9 protein-coding genes are annotated in these 19,865 nt (G+C 43.1%); all 9 read right to left on the bottom strand.

Going from position 1 to position 19,865, the window contains the following annotated elements:
• Positions 1-7 precede the first annotated feature (7 nt).
• On the bottom strand, positions 8-3,622 hold the full coding sequence (locus FAZ15_RS07910; RefSeq protein WP_202912351.1) for a DUF4450 domain-containing protein: 3,615 nt from the start codon (positions 3,620-3,622) through the stop codon (positions 8-10).
• The gene (locus FAZ15_RS07905; RefSeq protein WP_202912350.1) at positions 3,623-5,023 is read right to left on the bottom strand and encodes a glycoside hydrolase family 28 protein; all 1,401 of its coding nucleotides are present in this window, start codon (positions 5,021-5,023) and stop codon (positions 3,623-3,625) included.
• A gap of 55 nt (positions 5,024-5,078) precedes the next feature.
• Positions 5,079-6,179, bottom strand: a complete 1,101-nt coding sequence (locus FAZ15_RS07900; RefSeq protein WP_136900780.1) for a glycoside hydrolase family protein — start codon at positions 6,177-6,179, stop codon at positions 5,079-5,081.
• Between the two features lie 849 nt (positions 6,180-7,028).
• A complete protein-coding gene (locus FAZ15_RS07895) occupies positions 7,029-8,060 on the bottom strand; it encodes a GntR family transcriptional regulator (RefSeq protein WP_136900779.1) in 1,032 nt (343 codons plus the stop codon).
• A gap of 143 nt (positions 8,061-8,203) precedes the next feature.
• Complete coding sequence (locus FAZ15_RS07890; RefSeq protein WP_162304901.1) at positions 8,204-10,360, bottom strand: RagB/SusD family nutrient uptake outer membrane protein; 2,157 nt, start codon at positions 10,358-10,360, stop codon at positions 8,204-8,206.
• A 24-nt stretch (positions 10,361-10,384) separates the two neighbouring features.
• Complete coding sequence (locus FAZ15_RS07885; RefSeq protein ID WP_136900777.1) at positions 10,385-13,636, bottom strand: SusC/RagA family TonB-linked outer membrane protein; 3,252 nt, start codon at positions 13,634-13,636, stop codon at positions 10,385-10,387.
• Between the two features lie 216 nt (positions 13,637-13,852).
• Positions 13,853-16,594, bottom strand: coding sequence for a glycosyl hydrolase (locus FAZ15_RS07880; protein WP_136900776.1), 2,742 nt, complete (start codon positions 16,592-16,594; stop codon positions 13,853-13,855).
• Between the two features lie 8 nt (positions 16,595-16,602).
• Positions 16,603-16,914 carry an L-rhamnose mutarotase gene (gene rhaM, locus FAZ15_RS07875; RefSeq protein WP_136900775.1) on the bottom strand — a complete coding sequence of 104 codons (312 nt, stop codon included), beginning with the start codon at positions 16,912-16,914 and terminating at the stop codon, positions 16,603-16,605.
• Position 16,915: 1 nt separating this feature from the next.
• Positions 16,916-19,864, bottom strand: a complete 2,949-nt coding sequence (locus tag FAZ15_RS07870; RefSeq protein WP_136900774.1) for a DUF4982 domain-containing protein — start codon at positions 19,862-19,864, stop codon at positions 16,916-16,918.
• Position 19,865: the final 1 nt, after the last annotated feature.

Below are 19,865 nucleotides of genomic sequence, written 5' to 3'. Positions count from 1 at the left end.
TTTTGTTTTAATAGCACGCATCCAACTTCGTGGTCATGTGTCTTTGTAAAGTTAATCCCATTATACCGACGACGACATCATTCGCTTCGGATACCAATACCGCAGATTGTAACGTTTTATCTGACTGCAGCGGCAAATCCAACAAGGTAGCAGCTCCACCTTCGATTGCTCTATTGCTATAGCCCTTAATGTCACTGTATTTAGCTAAGGTACCCCCTTTATATAACTCACCTGTTTTAAGCTGAATACGGTAAGGAATCTGGTCATCTGCTATTTCAAAGGCAAAGTTATCGTCTAAGAAATCTTGCTCAATAGGCCACCAATTGGTTGGATTTTTTAGTTCAAGGACATCTACCGTACCGTCTGTATATACGACCTTAACTTTCGCATTAACAAGCTGTGATTGCATCGGATTTGTAGAGCCAGCCATCAATAAATACATCTTATCTGCCTGGCCTGTAAGCGGGATCGTTACTTCGGCCGGATAGTTATCCCATTGACTACTAAAGATCACATTCTTATCGCCGGTGATATTAAACGGAATATCCAAAAATGTAACAGTATTATTTTCTCTGCTTTCCATTAAACCCGAATCATCGATCACTGCCGTAGTCAACGGATAACACCAATTACCTATTCCTTGCCATGGCAATTGCAAGGTGGGAACATCCGGTCTCGGAGAAAGATATTTCTGTTCAAAAATATTCGTCACCCGATCATTGTAATAGGCGCTCAAATCCTGTGCTTCATACGCCGCGACTTTAGGAATTTCCCAATTGATGTAATCCAGTTTAAGTGTATGTTTTCCAACCTGAATCATAATTCGGTTAGAGCCCTTGGATAACAGACTAGCGGGTAGTTCGATTTTTTCTCGCTGCCCCGCCTTCAATACGATACTTTTTTCAAGAGACTTAAACTTAAGGTCGACCGCGCATTCAAGACTAGACTTGCTTTCTAATGTGACATAGTGTGTCCCACCTTCTTCTGAGTAGACGGGAACGACAGGGGCTATCAATTCTACATTAACAGCTTCCCACCAGGAGAGATCACCCTGCTTCAATTGAACAAAAAAAGTACCTTTACGAGCCTTTTCGATCAGCACAAATCCGGCTTCTGTCCGGTCTTTTACAAGCCCTTGCGGATCATGTACATCGGTTACCTTTACATCGGCAGAAAGCTTAATCACAAATGGATCGGTATACGGATACGTGGAGCGATAGGAAACTGGTAAAATATTTTCACCCGCCTGTTCGACGTTTATCGCAAAAGAAGAACTAGCTTCTGTCTCGAACTGGATATACGGAAGATTAATAGACGACGGCTTTAACGTCCATTCGACCTCTTTGCCATTTACCTTCACCGATTTGATTCTTGTGTGGTTTACCGGAATTTCCAACCGTAGCGACACCGGATCCGAAACCTTACGTTTTATGTTATAATGGATCGTTTTTCCCGTTCGTTTGTAACTATAGCTTAGTTCAGGTAATTCAATCTCTGCAAAATCCCATTCCGTTGGAAAACCAGGCTTTATGAAAATGCTATTGTCCAGTAAATTGGGGTGGATACCGAATAAGCCCTCCACCAATGTGCGGGAAGCCACACCAATTGGATCGGCGAAATCCCGGTACAATTCACCTCTATATGCATCGTAATGCGACAATTGTTGAAAGTTACCCGGACTGATTCCATGGTACATACTTTCGATAATATTGCTCTTCCAAAGGTGAAAAGCCTCATTAAAGCGTCCGGACTGCCAATATGCAAGAGCAGCTTGCAGGTTTTCCGCCAATGCTACGTTGTTAACCGACCAGGTATAGGGTTGCCAATTGGTCGTTGCCAAGGTATATAAACCTTGGTGTTCCCCATTTTTAACCTGTACGGGTATTTTGGGCAAGTGATTCTCGATATACTGCACATTTTGGTAGTTATCGAAATCATCTAAAATATACGCATCAGCAATATGATATATGGTCCAAAGCCCCGGTTTATCGTGAACTATCTTATTACCTAATAAATCCTGATACTCCGCAAAGTGGCCATTTCCTTTGAGCCATAACCGGGCACGCAATGCATCGGCTATTTTTTTTGCTTCGGATTCATATAGCGTTGGATCTTCACCTATCAATTTGGCCAATTTAGCAGCCGCTTTGTTCGCTCGATAGTTATACGCACTTGTATGTGCCACACCTCCTCCCGAATACTGTAATCCATCACTGGCCCAAATCGCGCAGTAGGCATCATAGAGCCCATCTCGATCCACATCAAAATTACGACGTTCCCAAGCCAAATGACGCACAATCGTAGGCCACATTTTTTTCAAATAGACGAGATCCCCGGTATAATTAAAATGAGAAAACAGTTGGTCGAAAAACACCAGGTTCATATCATAATGATGGGGTCTGGAGTTATCGTTCGGATTCCGCGAGATGTACCCGCTAGAAAAAACGGCGGTTCCCATCTCTTCAATGTGGCGTGCCAAATGCAAAGCCGTATCTGCCACGACCTTACCCACCTCGGGCTCGATTACCTGCGAATTTGCATAGCTCGAAAAATGTTCTTTTGCGCGATCATGCCACCCCAGCGCGTCCGCGGAATAGGCCCCACGCCAGGCATTTAAACGCATTCGCCATGCGACAGCACCATGCAAGAAAGTCGGACTTTCCCAAATTCCATCGGCAGCGACCGCGAGTGTCGCACCAAAGTTATTGATATAGCGATCTGGAGTATTTATGGTAACGCGGTTGGCTAGCTGTTGTCTATCCGACTCCGCTTTATCATAGATCTTTACCAAATCGGCCTCGCCAAGCAGTTTGTTCTTTAATTCACCACGTGCGATCTGTATATAAAATGGTGCAGCTCCCAATCCATAGTTTGCCACTACAATAGGGGCGTCTTTTGCCTTTGAAACCGTTATCTTTGATATATCATCCAACATCGTCGCGTCGGCCAATGTAACTTTTCCTGCGCTTCCAAATGTACCATATAGCACTTCCTCTTCTGCGCTTCTTCCCAAATAGTTCAGCTGAAAGCTGTTTTTAGCTATCTCGAACTTATTCTGCTTGCAGTATTCAGGCAACAGGTAAAAGCCAGATTCGGGATCTGCCCCAATATCACCATTGCGGCTAAATCGCTTTCCACTTGCTCCGCCATATATCGCAAACAACTCCGTTCCTTTAGGTACGTTTTGGGCACCAACTTTGACGATCATTCCCTCTTCAGCTACCTGCGCTAGAACCGTGATTTCCAACACGCCTTTACCTAGTAGCTTATCCCGAATGGCATAAACCATCGCTCCAGGCCGGTACCTTGTCTCTATGTTATCGGCATGAATGAGCTTCTTGTATTCGTTGTTACCTTTTAGCACAAATTGCAGGTTGCCACCCATTCCTGGCATATAAAGTGCAAATTCAGGAAGATCTCCCGCCTCCACACGAGAGGCCTTATTACTTCCATACAAAGCCCGGTTGAAGCGATATTTGCCTTCAACCAATAAAAAATCACCTTTGTCCTCGGTATAGTGTAACGTACGTTCGTTGTGCTGCCAGTGCTTGGATTGGGCCAAACTTCCACAATATATGGCAACAGAACATAATGTAGTAACTGCTATTTTTTTAAACATCATTTAGTCAAAAGATTGGTATGCCTTCCCGTTAATCGTAACCTTCTTTAAGGTTACATTTTCCATGTAATCTACTTTATAGGCTTCTTTAACCCCATCAATTACGCAATTAATCATGGTTACATTTTTTACAGGCGATTCTTTGTAGGCAGCTGATAGTACACCATATTTACCGCCTTCTTTCACCTTCATATTTTCTACCCATATATTTCGGATTGTAGGAATATGGTTTCCAGGTTTCTCATAAAACATGTTAAACCGAACCGCAGCATCCTTATATTTACCAACTTTGGTGTTATAAAAGAACACATTTTCAGTTGTACCACCTCTACTTGAGCTAGTTTTTATACGCAAGGCACGATCCAGATTAGGACTATCCATCGTATTATTTAAGGCATAGATATTTCTTGCACCGCCCGCTATTTCACTACCAATAACAACACCACCGTGCCCATCTTTCATAATGCAATTTTCGATGATGTGGTTTTCCGCCGGTCTTCCAATTTTACGTCCGTCTTCGTCACGACCTGATTTGATCGCAATGCAATCATCTCCAGTATCAAAATAACAGTCCTTGATCCAAACATTTTTACAGGCTTCCGGATCGCAACCATCATTATTTGGACCGTGTGTAATCACTTTCACACGTTCGATCAATACATTTTCGCACAGTACAGGATTCAGGTTCCACATGGGTGCATTAATTAATTTGACATCAGCGATATAAATATTAGAACATTTATACGGTTGTACAAAAGCCGGACGCAGGTAGTGTCCATCTCCAAAAATCCGCGTCTTGGGATCTACTTCATCGGCCATCATTTCATGTAGGGCAACACGGGCCGGCGTTTGCTTCCCCTTGCTTTCATCCCAATTGAATTTTTTGGCACCACACCACCACCACCAGTAGTCCATATTCGCATTACCATCTAGTGTACCATTGCCGGTAACAGCAATATTTTCCTGTTCGTACGCATATATGAATGGGGAATAGTTGACACACTCCATACCCTCCCAGCGTGTGAATACCATTGGGTAATCCGTAGAATCCCGGCTAAAAAGTACAACTGTGCTATCGGCTAGATGCAGGTTTACATTGCTTTTCAAATGAATAGCTCCTGTTAAAAATATCCCCTTCGGGACCACTACGCGACCGCCACCATCAGCATGGCACTTTGCAATGGCATCGGCTATCGCTTGGGTATTCTTCGTCGTTCCATCTCCTACTGCTCCAAAATCCGTAATAGAATAGTCTTTATTGCGAAATTTTGGCTTGACGATCTGCTTTTTCAAAGCTTTTACTTCCTTCAGTGGTTGCTTTACAGAAGTCCACACCGTTTCTTGTGCCTTTCCCTGTACACCTATTATCACTAAAATAAGGATGTACAATAGTTTTTTCATCATGGTATTAGTTTCTAGTTTGTTTATGTCTATTCTTTGTAATGCTATCTTTCTCCGATCAACCTGCGTCTACTATTTCAAACACGAAAGTAGTTGCCGTATCGTATGCTCCTCCCTGGGTCCCGCCAAAGATGTACTTCGGTCGCTTATTATCTTTGTCAAACAAAATCATTGGTCTTTCTAATCTTCCGAAACGCTTTAAGTGTTTAGGTGGTTCGTTCTCGGTTACATAAGTTTTTAAGTCGAGGTAAGCGATCTGTGGTTCCGACCAGCTTATTCCGTCATCGGATGTTAAAATCAATCCGTACTCATGGTTGTAAAACCCCATGTCGCGCGCGATCAACTTGTATTTATTTCTCTCCCGCCACACGAATGCATCCTCGAGCTGCGCATTATTTGGACGATTGGAGAAGTCGATAACGGGTTTATCCGATACTTTATGATAGGGCCCTAGTGGGTGGTCAGCCTTTGCTAATCCATATTTACGATTGCCACGCACGGCTCCTGTCATGTTGTTGTATTCTGCGGTATTCCATGATTTGTAATACAACCAATACTTACCATCGGCCCCTTTTATAAATGCAGGATTCGTGGTGCAGTGATCATCCCATTCACCCTCCTTACCAGGTAGAAGACAGGGCTGATCGTACCGTTTCCAAGGTCCGTCGAGGCTCTCTGAAGTCGCTATACCGATACGCTTTGTATTTGTTTTCCCGTTTGAATTGCCCATATAAAAAAGATAATATGTACCTTCCACCTCTTTGATCAACGGATTATGGCAGGTCGTGCTATCCCAATATTCCTCCCTTGGCGCCAAAGCAACATCTTTGTGCTGAAAACGGCCTTCTGGGGAATCTGCTACGGCATGACCTATTTCAGAACCTCTGATCCAACCACTCATTCCCTTCGTTTTCAACCATCGCGAATAAAAGAGATGGACTTTTCCGTCCTTGCCCCAAATAGGTGATGAACACCAGATATAATAGTCTTCGAGTGAAAAGCTCCTGCCCAAGGGTTTGAGTTTAAAATAGGGCCGTGCGTTAACCGCCGTATCTGCTAACAGATAACTAGGGACCAACACGGCAGAAGTCGCCAAAACTAAAGATTTTATAAATCTTTTTCTGGAAAGGAATTCCGTATTTGTGCTACTTTCAATCATGGTAAATCAACGATTTTAACAAGATAACTTATAGGTTTAAACCACCAAGATATTAAAACCACTATACGTGCGTATCCTGCACCGTCCTGTAAAAAATCCAATTCGCGTCCGTATTTTCTCTAAAAGCGGGCTAAATCGCTATTCTTGATAGTTTTATCGTAGCTTTTGAATAGTTGCACAACAGATACTATAACTACAATATTACAGAGTGGCAGCGGTGTACTACATGAGTTCTTTAGTTTGCGAATAGATACACAAATTTGGGGTTGTGATTTTTTGGATGGGGAAAAGAAGGTTTATTTTATTCAGTTTGTCGCTCGCCGCGACGTGGCTTTCATTTTTTCTTGATAAAAAACGAAACAAAAAATCAAGACTGGGTCAATGTTACGCTAAAAGCTTTTGGATTTACTAAACAGATCTGAGCCGTTGCACTTCGTAGATCTGTTCTTAACGCAAACCCAAAAGCTTTCTTAACGCTACATGGACCTAGGTCGTCCTTTTAAATTCAGCTGATTTATATAATCGTACTACAAATGCACTATCCTTACACACCCGGAAAATGTCGCCTTGGCGGATCGCTAGTAGCAGGAGGAGGCACTTGCCGACGTGCGAGCCGGCACAGCGACGACTTTAAGAATAAATGGTTGTTTTTAATGGAATTCTTGAGCTCACTACTTTCGGTTTGCTTCTTTTGAGAGAAAAGAAGGCGGCCGCCCGCCGATGAGGGCAAGAAGATAAAAAACAGAATTTAATGATTGCTAATACCATTTGGAATTAGAAGGAGACAGATAAAATAGTTAAATAAACCTTCCTTAAATTTAACAAATAAAATTTTAAAACATTTCTGTTTTAAATCGAAGGCCGCAAATTAAGATAAAATGGTACTTCAACATGGTTATTGGAATTTTCTTTGATAATCTGTGCTGCATACTTCCCCATTAACTCGAAGTCGGTTGAAATTGTTGTAATACCGTTTAAGATAAACTTCTTGAGTGGTGTTTCATTATAGGAGATAATGCCAATGTCTGTTCCGATTTCTAATCCCTTTGATATTATTTTATCAACAAGAATCACTAAATCGTCTTCAGCAAGATTAATATAACATTCTCCTTTTTTTATATTTTCTTTGGATAGATTGCCTACTAAACTGTGATCAAAAGCATATTGCTGACAAAATTTATAAAAACCTTTGATAATGGCTTTAGGGTAATCACTGTTATCTGGAAATACCAACTTCAACATACGGTATTTGGATAACGGATCCAACGCTTTTTCTAATGCTTGATAGATATCTTTCTCATAATTCTCATATACGGCCGGGAAATCCCCTTCCATTCCATCTACCATTCTTCCCAACAACATGAGCTTTTCTTCCGGTATTAAGGCAAGTACATCTGGAGCCTGATCTCGGCCTTCTTTAAAGTGCGGAAAGACCACATATCGGTCGTATTGTTTAGTCAGATTTAATAATAAGCTTCGTAAGTAGGATATATCGCTGTTATAAACAAACATATCCAAAGAAGCATCATCGCCTAACTCCTTCGCGAATGCATCATAGACAATTTTTTTATGGGCGCTGAGCTTGTTTAAGAATAGGGCAATTTTTTGGCGGCTTCTGATGTCTGCCTTCGCAATAAAGTATCCTTTACCAGGCGTTGATGCAATAATATCCTGATTTTTAAGCAATTTATATCCCTTCTCTACGGTATCGCGCGAAATATCCAAATGCATACTCAGCTCGTTAATAGAAGGTAACATATCCCCTACCCCAATGAGTTTGTTTTTGATCGCATCAATTACGGCATCCGCTAATTGTAAATACTTAGGAGTAGATGAAAAATCACTAATTTGAATATATTTAATCAAATCAACCGAACTCATAGCAGTGAATCTTTATTTAAAATTGGAATAGGGGTAAAGAAAAGGAATTTTAATCGAAACGCAAAGATTATCCAGTAACATTATTATTAAAAAGTAAAAGGCTTAACGAATTAAGCCTTTTACTTTTTAGCATTCTGCATAACTTAATAGCCAGGATTCTGATAGTCTTTTCGAGCCGCCTCGTCCATTGGATTTCCTGATTCATCCGTTAATTGAACTAAGAAAGCGTTAGGCCATGGACGGAAGGTGTGGTGTTTCGCCAACTGCCCTTTTCCGTTGCCGTTTTGACCCGTCCCGTTAGCCGTATTGCTCGCAACAGGCCATAGTCCAGAGCGGTCAGAAGCCATTTGATTATAATGTGCGGTGCGTTCATATAATATCCCAGCATTATGTAGATCTTCCCAAGCCAACCCTTCCGATAAAAACTCTCTGGCCTTTTCATTATAGATAAAATGAATAAATGCCTCTTCCTTTGAAGTTATGCTGGGCATATAGCCTTGGCGATTTGCCTCCGCCGTTCCAGGAGTAAAGTAACTCTCAGTCACCGCAATCTTAGCAAATGTATTAGACGCCGTTGCATATGGCGCTACTCTTTCTTCAGGAGCAAGCTCCACAGCCTCCGGTTCCCACCGTACCAGCACTTCAGGTCGAGGATCACCCGCTTTGAAAGCAGCACGCCTACGTATTACATTGATATCCTCGACAGCTAGGCCATATTGTCCTTTACGGCCATATGCTTCTGCGCGGATTAAAAACGTCTCCGCCAAACGCATCAAGATCGCATCCCGTGTACCCGATTCACTGTTAAAATTAGCTTCATCCGCACTTCCACCCCGCATTGGATCAACGTGTTTACGCGAAGCCAGGTACGGCGCAGGCTGTCCGGTCGCCAAACCTAGGTTCGAACCATCTATAAAAAGTCGGTAATAGTATCGACCGCTCGTCGCGGAACGCACCCATCGGGCCATAAACTGATAAGGTTGACTATGCACCATGGCCGAATCTAAAGCGGTTTCCTTGCTGTTTTCAAGGTAGATGATTGCGCGTTGATTTTGCTTTATCCGTTTTTCATTGGCCGAAACGGTCGGTGCATCCGCCGGTTTGTTGGCATTCCACCAGGTGGCTGCTGCTGCCCCCCAAGTATACGATGTACTGGTATTTTCCGGCATATTTGCTATGTATTCATGCTGAAATGTCTTTGCATATCGCGAATCGTACATTCTGTCCGTAAAATTATCGTAGCCCCAATCCGTCGGTTTGAAAGTACCAAAAGGACGTCCATATATCATCGATCTTGTTACACCTGACTGATTGGTGTAGTTACCGGTATGGTAGTTAACCGACCGGTTAGCAAATCGAGCGTGTAAGGTAAGGTTAATATCAAATTGTGCTGCCCATAATATTTCTTTTTCTGGATTCGTTTCCGCTATGGCCGGATCAAATAACCGCCAATAGTCAACCGCAAGACCGCCTTCGCCTCCAGCCAAATTTATCACTTCAGAAGTCAATAAAATGGTCGAATCCAGATCCGTCGTCACATTTCCCTTGTACAACATACGAAGATGTTCTTCCGCACTGTTCTGGAAATTTGCCGCCTGCGCACGATTTAGGTAAACTTTCGCCAAGAAATGGCCCGCTGCAAGTTTAGTCACACGGCCTTGATCGTTCTGCAAAACCGGTAGGTGCTCATAAGCAAATCGCAGATCCTCAATAATGTGTTTATATACATCTTCGATACTAGACTTGGGGTAATGAAATACGCCATCCGTCTCGTATCTTGCCTGACTTAATATAGGCACGTCACCCAATTGATTAGAAATCAAATAATATGCCCATGCTCTTAAAAACCGTACCTCCGCTCGACGCGTATTCGAAAATGTTTCATCGCTTCCAAAGCGTCCAGGAGCTATCTGATCCATTGTCTCTAAGGCAATATGACAGTTGTTGATATGCGGATAAGCGCCCATCGGTGCATAACTAGCATTTACTGCTCCAAGAAAATTAGCAATGTTCCCAGCAATACGACTCAGATCGTTTCCATACTCTCCCACATTCATTTGCGCAACAGGAGCAGAAGCGGTCTGATAAGTATCCGTCTCGGTTTCGATTAATCTTGCTCCACTCCCGTCCCACTCATGCTTATTCCTCGCATACACGTAAAGCCCATTTATAAGCGATTCTAAACCAACTTCATTCGTATAAAAATCTTGTGTCAGATTGGCAACTTGCTCCTCTTCTAAAAACCCCTTACACGAAAACAAACTGGTCGCCGTAAATAGTATCAATATATATTTTTTCATCACATTTCTAATTTGTAGATCCATTTAAAAATTCGCTCTTATACTAAATACATACGATTGTGGTAAAATCGTATTATTATTGTTCCCGCCCAGCGGATTGCCGTCCCCGGAAGATCGCTCCCAGTTCGTATCATCATCGGGATTGTATCCCATTTTGACTGCATCCTTTCCGAAGAGAAAGGGGTTCATCACTTGGGCATTGAGCTGTATTCCTTTTACAAACTGTCTCTCCAGCAAAAGCTTAGGTAAGTCATAGGTTAGGGATATATTGCGAACCGATACAAACGATCCATCATGGTATTGCATGGCCGGTGTGATATTGTCTCTATTACCTATCAAATTGGCTCTAGGCCAAGCGCCGTTCGGATTTTCAAACGACCATAGATCGTTCTCCACCCGGCCGTTTGGCCATATACCACCATACGAATTGGGATATCCTCCATAAAACGTTTGCCCAAAACGCGCATAGATAAACGTGCTAAGGGTAAAAGCTTTGTAACGAACGGTATTTGTAATACCCCCTGCCCATTTGGGACGCGTGGTACCGCGAATCACCATATCATCTCCAGTAATTCTATAGTCACCATTCTGATCCACGACCCGTATATCTCCTGGAGCAAAACGATGGCCATTCGCATTGAATTGCTGTATTTCCGCGATATCTTCTGGCGTATTCTGCCAAATGCCGGCATTGTCATAATGGAAAAAGACTTGTGTAGGATGACCAATAAACCTTCGGTCAGCTAACATATCCTCCTTTCCGTTCTGCAATTCGACAATTTCCTCCCGATTGGTGTTCCAGTTGATTGAAGTTGACCACGAAAAATCTTCCTTTTGGATATTAACCGTATTCAATGTGATCTCCAATCCACGATTTAACGTTTTACCAATATTTTCAAGTTTACTTACATATCCCGACACCGGTGGTAGCGATCTCTCCAATAATAAGGAAGAAGTATTTCCTTGATACATCTCGATGCTACCGCCAATACGACTACTCCACAAGCTAAAATCTAAGCCGAGATTATACTGCGCTGTATTCTCCCACTCTAGCAACGGATTGCGTACGAGCTGGGGCAAATAGCCAACTGCGGCGCCATCGCCAAAAGCATAGGGATTGCGACTTAATGGGCCACTGGAAGTATATGGATTAACACCAGCATTACCAGTAACACCATATCCCGCACGCAATTTCAATTCGTCGACCCAGGTAACTGCCGACATAAAGCCTTCATCCATGATATTCCAAGCCAATGCCATAGAGGGATAAAAATGCCATTTATGCCCTGGTGCCAATACCGATGCTCCGTCGTAACGACCGGTAGCGGTTAATAAATACTTTCCTTTATAACCATAGTTCACCCGACCCATCCAAGACATCAAGGTATTCTCCGAAAACCCTGTTCCATAACCATTGGGTCTACCATTAGTATTGGAAGCGAGGTCGTACCAATAACTGATGTCATATACTGTTCCAATTACGTTAGTATTGATACTCTCAAAACGCTCACGCTGTGCAGATTGCAATAAGGTAACACCCAGACGATGGTCTTCGCCAAAATCCTTATCCACAAAAAGTAAATTTTCGGCTACCCATCCTAATCGTTGCTCATTGGTATATCCTGCGGTATTTGGACGGTTATTTAGATGAGATGTTGCGTTCGGCCCAGTCCATGCTCCGGCGCGGTAGTTACGAAATTGCGTTCCAAAATTGAGACGATACTTCAGCCACGGAAGAATTTGCACTTCTGTAAATAAAGTTGGTGATACCGCGTATGTGCGACGCTCGTTTTTCACTTGGTCAATATCCATAACAGGATTAAAAATTTGCAGATTACCTCCCGGATTAACAATCCAGTCTCCATTATCGTTGGTCGGTGCAGCAAAAGGAAACTGTGATAAAGCTCTCGATAAGATATCTTTTGCGCCCGTATTCGATGTATTAGGTGCTAATATACCATAATTCTGTATCGATGTGGATGCAAATATACTTGCTCCGAAGCTCAGCCAGTCGGTCGCATTTATATCTCCATTTAATGTTATATTAAATCTCTCGTAATCTTGATCTTTTAGTACGCCCTGCTGGTCAAAATAATCTAACGACGCATAGATTCTGGACTTTTCGTTACCGCTAGACACCGATACCTGGTGATTCTGCGTTACCCCCGGGCGTGTTACATCTCCAACCCAATCGTGGGTTGGAATATTTGCAGAATTGTAGATAGGAACTTCAGCGGGCCACCCCATAGCCTGTTCTGCAGCCGTGGTTGGTCGTGTCTTAACGACTTTACCAAAATCCTCCCATTCATAGCCTTGCCAGACCCTGTTTCTAGAAAAAGCATCTTGCCCAAGACTCATTCTCCTTTCATCCTCAAAAGGATCGGCATAACCTCTGCCTACAGGCGTAAACGCATCGGTATATTTGGCCGTACTGTACAGGTTACCGTTCATTAAACTTTCCCGCCAACGATCAATATACTGACCACCATCCATCCAGTCGGTTAAAGATTTATAGCGATCTACGGTAGCAGTACCACGGTACGAGGCCGAAGTACGACCAGATTTACCTTTTTTTGTCGTTATAAGAATAACACCATTCGCACCGCGTGACCCATAGATTGCTGTAGCGGAAGCATCTTTAAGTACATCCATGGACTCAATGTCGTTGGGACTGATATCACCCAATACTCCCCCTACTAAAGGAATACCATCGACAACCACTAAAGGTTCATTATTAGCCGTCAACGATCTATTCCCACGAATGCGGATAGATGGTGTTTCTCCGGGACGAATATTACTGGATACATTGACGCCTGCAGCCTTACCCTGCAAGGCTTCTGCGACGTTTTGTACAGGCCGTTCGCGAATTTCATCTCCGGAAACCTGCGATATAGCACCAGTTACGTCCCGTTTTCGCAGCGTTCCATATCCCACGACGACCACCTCTTCCAGTTCTTCTTCCTCACTTTGCAATCCAATTTCGGTAATATTGCCTGAGAGTGGTACTCGTCGTGTCGTATAGCCAACCACACTAACTTCCAATGTTTCCGTGCTTTTTCCTGAGATTTGAAAAGTTCCATCTGAACCCGAAGAGGCAGAAAGACCTGTCTCAACTATCTTTAAAGTCGCCCCATTAATAGGTTTTTTCGTTGTTGCATCAACAACTCTGCCTTTTCTAAGATCCGATTGGGCATACAGATTTGCGCAAACAAATATCGAGTACAGCACAAATAAAAAGGGAATGATCTTAGTTTTTGCAAAAAAATGTTTATCCATATCAAAATTATTAGAGGTTTATTTTTACAATAGGTGCAACGCAATTTAAAAACAGTTTCCTTGCTAACCATCATGGACTTACAGGCGCTGTGCTGTCCCTAGAAGCTATAAACCTTAAAAACAATAGGGAGCAGGATATCGGCATCCTGCTCCCTATTGAGAAACAATATAAAATAGTATGTTAGCTAACTATTTCCGGTAATCATCTTTGTAACACTAATAACTTAAAATCCGAACCGGCCCCAACAAACCACTATCCATTAGCTTCCAACCGCTCGCATCAAATTCCTTATAATTGATGTTCACAAAATTGATCTCATGGTAATTTCTCCATTGCACACCTTGTACATCCAGATCCCGAACCCGATTGGCCATTAAATTAGCCACCTCAACGCGAATGGTATTTTCGCCGTCGTTTAGGAAATCTTCAATATTAACTTCAAACGGATGCGCCCACACGAGTCCTACGTTCTTACCATTGACCATCACCTTTGCACTCTCAGCCACTTTACCCAATTCCAACACATAGGATTTTCCCTGCTCTTTGTTCAGCTTGAATGTTGTTTCATAAGCCGCAGTCCCCGAAAACCTGTTTGCTACTTTGTCATTCCACGTCGTCCACGAGGAAAGCTCTGACAATGATCTGCCTTTTGGAAGTTCAGGCCCGCCCGTTGTAAAGGTTACCTTCCATGGTGCAGAAAACGTAACGACCTCTTTTACATCGTCGTGATAAGCATAGGTCTTTTCGGCCTGTTTATCGTCAGTAACAAGGATTACCCAGGCATAGCCGGACTTGAGCTGCACCCGTATCGATTTGTTACGAACAGGTAAAGCATAGTTTGCCCCGGTTTGTGGATCCAATAGAATGTAATTTTTTCCTTCCGTATTCAATCGTACCTCTTGGTCTACAGTAGACTTCCCGTGATTGACCAGGTAATAATAGGTATCCTCACCACTCACACGTCTACTAAACTTAAGACCAGTACGTATCATCCGTTCACCAAATACCTGTTCCGTTTCCAACGCAGACTGCGCATCTTTGGTCAAGTAAACCTTACCCTTTCCATAGGCGGTATATTGGTTCACATCATCTTTATTAAAGTTCAGCTTTGCAATAAGACTTTGGAGTTTAGCTTTTCGTCCTTCCGAATCCGAAAGACCATGGATCTCTTTTGGCAAGTCTTCAAAGATAATCGTTGCACCCTGCTCTGCTAGAAGCAACAATTTTTCAAAGGTCTTTTCCGAGAAATAGGTACAGGTTGGAATATAGATTACCTTATAGGGATTTGCTTTTTCTGCCGTGATGATGCGATGATCCTGTACCGATGCTCGTCCGATAATATCATCGGTCACGAAATCAAAACTAAAACCCATTTTTTGCAGACGAACACTTTGCTTGTAGAATTCTGTAGGATGTAACCAATCGTCCACATGATGCACACTTAATGACTTATCCACACCTTTCGCGTTGTGCCATATATCGTATATCGGCCAATAGATCAATAATTCGTTATCCGCTTTGCTGGTTTGCAAAATTGACTGTACGCGTGTTATGTATTGATTCAATCCGCTCAGGTGTGGCCAGAAAGAATTATTGGTCGTAAAATTAACAGACGCATAAAACAACCAACCTGGATAAGGGACATCTTGAGGCGAATAGGTCGTGCCGTGATAAAACACATGATTCACACCCGCCAAAAACAGTTGTTCCACTTCGGGTTTGGCCTGAGACAACGAAGTCTTGAAATGCTCGGTGAGCCAGGTAAAGGTTTCCGAAGAGGTATATTTCTTGCCGCTGGTATTTGTAGCAGAGGTGGCAAACTTGGCCATCATGGGATCCGGATCTACATTTCGTACATCCGCACTATCTCTTCTCAAGTTCGGGATATCGAAACTGCTCGAACCAAACGTTTCACATTCGGCAATATCCGTACTGGCGTACAAATCTATCAAATTACCGGGCGATCCATGCGCCTGATTTTTAGAGATAGCTCCATGCTTATTGGCAAATGCCGTAAAGGGAATTAAGAAATTATTTTTTAGAATCGCACTTACCACCTCCCGATAATCCGACTTAACCCTAGCCTGCTTATCCAAATCAGTACTTTTACCTGCAAAATGAATAAGCTGATCTTGCAATTTATATCCTTTTAGCTGTTCGAATTCGCCTAGAAATCCATCTGTCCAATTTGCACCATATACCTCATAGCTGTCGTTAAAGAACGATCGCACATTTAACTGTCTATCCGAAAATGCTTTTTCAAACCGCTGAAAATAAGTCTGCACGGAAGAGGTACCTAAGTGATCCAGGGTAAAGCCTTCTCCACCCGGAGCTGCCCGTTTTACCTTCTGCCGTGTTCTTCCCGAAAATAAGGCAATAATGTTTACATTCTCTGGAGCGGTCCAAGCGGGATCTCCCGACCGGATGAAGGCATCTAGATTTATTTCTTCGCCCGATGAGGTGTAAGCCCGTAAAGCCTGCAAGCTTGAATAGGTTTGTTTGGCATCACTTACCTTGATTGGAAAGTGGAGCTTTTCGCCTTTCTTTATGATGATCTCGTCCAAAAACACCCGGGTTGCAGCATCTTTTTCCTCGATCTGCGGACCACCAAACGGCCATCCCGTACCGAGATTGATATCAACACCCATTCCCAGTTTGTTGGAAGTGCTTGTCGTAAAGTCGAGCATCTCCATCCAAGTGGGGGAAAGGTACTGTACATATCTTTTCTCGTAGTTTTTTGCGCCATAAATGGGCGTCACTTCTACGCCACCGAAACCCGCCTTCTCGAACAGCTTTAATTCGCGGTCCAGATTAGGTTTATCCACTGCCGATCCTAGCCACCACCAGCGGGTCCAAGGCTTCATTTCCTTGGTCACACTTGGCCATAGGTCCTGCGCGAAAGAAATCGACATAGAACTCGTCAAAGACAACATCACCGCTGCAACTATCTTCTTCATATTTTTGATTAATCTAAATGAAATACTTTTGTTAAAGGTATAGATACCGGCGAAGAATCCGCATGGGTCTCCATAATATCCGCCATGTATTTCCACCATTTTTGCACAACTTCTTCCTCCCCTAGATCTTGGGAAGAACTACCCGCCTGTTTCTGTACGGCAAATAATGTATCTGTTTCTTCATCCAGAAAAATACTGTAGTCACTCACTCCAGCATTCTTAAGCAACCTTACCAGCTCCGGCCATATTTCGTTGTGTCGTTTTATATACTCTTCCTTTTGTCCCTCTTTGAGTTTCATTTTAAATGCAATCTTTTCCATGCTATTTTATTTTTTTATGAATATCAATTTCAATAATACTCAATGTACCTTTTGCGTTCATATCGTCCCGTTGTACACCATCGTCCAGTTTTTTTCCACCGATTTCCTCATGTTTATTCTCACTAGCAATATAAGACGATCCTGCCAATTGAACTTTTACCTTTCGTCCGCTGGTTTTTGGGAAGGATATCGTACAATAGCCCAAGGTGGTCGGTGTATTACCCTCGTAGACCAATTTATCGTCGACAAAAATCTGAATGGGGTATGATCGCGATCTAAAATTGTTCAATTTCAGATCAATTTCATCAATATCCGATTTTTTAGCCAGTGTATATTCGATCCATGCTGTATTTAATTTCCCATCGTTTACCCAATCTGACAGTTCGTTGCTGTCATAAGATTTCATACCACTCTCCGCATTCGCACCAGCTGTAACTTTTTGAATTGGTAACGTTTCACGGGTACGGACGATAGTGGATCCTGTCGGAGCGGCTCCCCGACTCAGATTTAGTGGCAGATTCAGAGCCGACGCTTTTACAAAGTAATCACCCATTGTTTTTATCGGAGACACTTCAAACGCGACGGAATCCGCCATTAAACCATTTGAAGAAGCCTTCACCTGTACCTTACCTTTCTTGCCATAGCGGGTACGCAGGAGCACACGGTTCACACCGCCTTCTACTGGCAGCGATTCGGAAAGTATGTAGTTGTTAGGCCCCTGCGCAATGCCTCCCTTCCATTCTATTGGTCCATCGATATTAAAATCGATCATATTAAGCGCAGTGGGGCAACGTCGACCTTCTTGATCCACGACTTCTACATCGACCATTACCATATCATTTCCATCGGCGTACAATCCATTTTCTCCATGTAGGTATTTTAATTTGACACGGTAAGGGGCACCGGTCGTCTCAAGGGATTTCTCCGCTAACAACATGCCATCTTTCGTATAGGATTTCGCGGTGATCTCTCCCGGTTCGAATGCAACGTTTGGGAATGTAAAAAGAAAATTATACGACCGCTCACCGAAGCCCTTGGAAACACCATTGACAAAAAGTTCCACTTTTTCTCCCGCAGCGACAACCAAGATATCCTTTTTCACTTCAGGCCCATAGTTCCAGTGCCCAATGATATGCAAACCCGTCGGATCTGTTTCTACCCATCCGTTCCACATCACCTGATGTGCATAGAAAGCATCTTTTGGAATACGCATGGCATCCACTTCGCCACTCCGTCGGTAGTTCTCTTTACCACGATAGTGTGTATTTGAATCTGAAAAAATAATATTCACCCCGCCTGAACTCACTCTTTTTCCTGTTCCAGGGCGAACATTCCAGTACTCCCACCATCTTTTTACAGCTTCAACAGCATGAGAGTCCTGATTGCGGTTATAGTCGCTGGCATCGTTTCCTTTGTATAGCGGTCCTTCCCCGTTTTTATGGTACGGATAGGTATGTTCGTCCCAATATTTACGTAATCCTTCGTCGCGCATATACTCTGTTGCAATCATCGGATGTCTGTCGCTCTTATTGATATAAAGCATCTCTCCACCATATTCGGCTATTTTACTATCCAACATCTCACGTGAGCCTATCGCCCTTCCGCCATGAAGATCAAACTGGTCCCGTATAGCAATCATTTCTGCCATATGTTCTTCCGAAATCGATTCATTGCCACATTCGTAAAAAAGCACACTGGGACTATTTCTATAATATATGATCGCATCCCGCATGAGTTCTGTACGCTGTTCCCATCGTCTGCCGGTAACATCTCTTTCCGCATCTCCGGCCGGCAACATCTGCATCAAACCGACCCGATCACATGATTCCACGTCTTGCTTCCACGGCGTTACATGCATCCACCTAACCAGATTGGCATTACTCTCTACCATTAATCGATTGCTGTAGTCGCTCAGCCAAGGCGCAACGGATAACCCGATTGCCGGCCATTCGTTACTTGTGCGCTGCGCATACCCCTTCATCATCAACACCTTGTCGTTTAGATACACCATACCTTCTTTAAAGGCTGTTTTTCGAAATCCGGTCTTGGTATCGACCGCATCGACTACACGCTCATCAATAACGAGCTTCGAGGTTACCGTATACAGATATCCATAGCCCCAACTCCAGAAATTGACGTCCTTGACAAATACACTGGCTTGCAAAACGTGGGTACTCCCTGGCTGCACGATATAATCTTTTGCAAAGGTTTTGACAACCTGATTATCCATATCACGAAGCTCAACGACAAAATTGACACTTTTAGGTTCATTCGTTTCGTTTTTCACTTCCGATTCGACGAATAGATCGATCGTCTTTTTATCAATCTGTATATTCTTGGCGTAAACATACACACCCGTTGTCTTTAGATTAGAATATAAAGGCAGCGTCTGGTAAACAGGCGCCGTGAAATGAATCCACACATTTTTCGGAATTCCACCGTAATTGGCGTTGAAATTTTTATCATTCCACTGATAAGTACTGTTCGTCTCCTTTTCCCGGTACGACCAACTGTTGTCTATACGTATAGCTAAGATATTTTCCTGATCGGGCAGGAGTGCATCTGATAGATCCAATCCTACACCCATCACACCATTCTCGTGTCTGCCGATGAATTTTCCATTCAAATAAAATTCTCCACCATGCCGAATACCTTCTAACTCCAAAAACACCTTATCCGTCACCGTGCCTTTTGGCAAGACAAAAGATTTCCTATACCACACAATATTCGTGCTGTGCTCATGAATGGGCTTGGCAAAAGCCTCGTCCTCATTCCAGGCATAAGGCAATGTGACTCCCTTCCATTCTCCGTCATCAAAAGTAGGCTTTTCCGCACCCGCTATGTCTCCGACATGCAGCTTCCATCCTGCATTAAAACTAAACTTCGTACGATCGTTGCCGAATACGAAAAAGCTATACATAAGTAGAAGTAAGGTTAGAAGATTACGCATA

Origin of the sequence: Sphingobacterium olei, from assembly GCF_005048855.1 — a bacterium.
In the GTDB taxonomy this organism is placed as follows: Bacteria; Bacteroidota; Bacteroidia; order Sphingobacteriales; family Sphingobacteriaceae; genus Sphingobacterium; species Sphingobacterium olei.
This window is presented reverse-complemented; position numbering and strand designations above follow the sequence as displayed.

Excerpts from the sequence above, each read along its gene's own strand:
- FAZ15_RS07910 (WP_202912351.1), bottom strand. The coding sequence starts at position 3,622 with ATGATGTTTAAAAAAATAGCAGTTACTACATTATGTTCTGTTGCCATA.
- FAZ15_RS07905 (WP_202912350.1), bottom strand. The coding sequence starts at position 5,023 with ATGATGAAAAAACTATTGTACATCCTTATTTTAGTGATAATAGGTGTA.
- FAZ15_RS07900 (WP_136900780.1), bottom strand. The coding sequence starts at position 6,179 with ATGATTGAAAGTAGCACAAATACGGAATTCCTTTCCAGAAAAAGATTT.
- FAZ15_RS07895 (WP_136900779.1), bottom strand. The coding sequence starts at position 8,060 with ATGAGTTCGGTTGATTTGATTAAATATATTCAAATTAGTGATTTTTCA.
- FAZ15_RS07890 (WP_162304901.1), bottom strand. The coding sequence starts at position 10,360 with ATGAAAAAATATATATTGATACTATTTACGGCGACCAGTTTGTTTTCG.
- FAZ15_RS07885 (WP_136900777.1), bottom strand. The coding sequence starts at position 13,636 with ATGGATAAACATTTTTTTGCAAAAACTAAGATCATTCCCTTTTTATTT.
- FAZ15_RS07880 (WP_136900776.1), bottom strand. The coding sequence starts at position 16,594 with ATGAAGAAGATAGTTGCAGCGGTGATGTTGTCTTTGACGAGTTCTATG.
- rhaM (WP_136900775.1), bottom strand. The coding sequence starts at position 16,914 with ATGGAAAAGATTGCATTTAAAATGAAACTCAAAGAGGGACAAAAGGAA.
- FAZ15_RS07870 (WP_136900774.1), bottom strand. The coding sequence starts at position 19,864 with ATGCGTAATCTTCTAACCTTACTTCTACTTATGTATAGCTTTTTCGTA.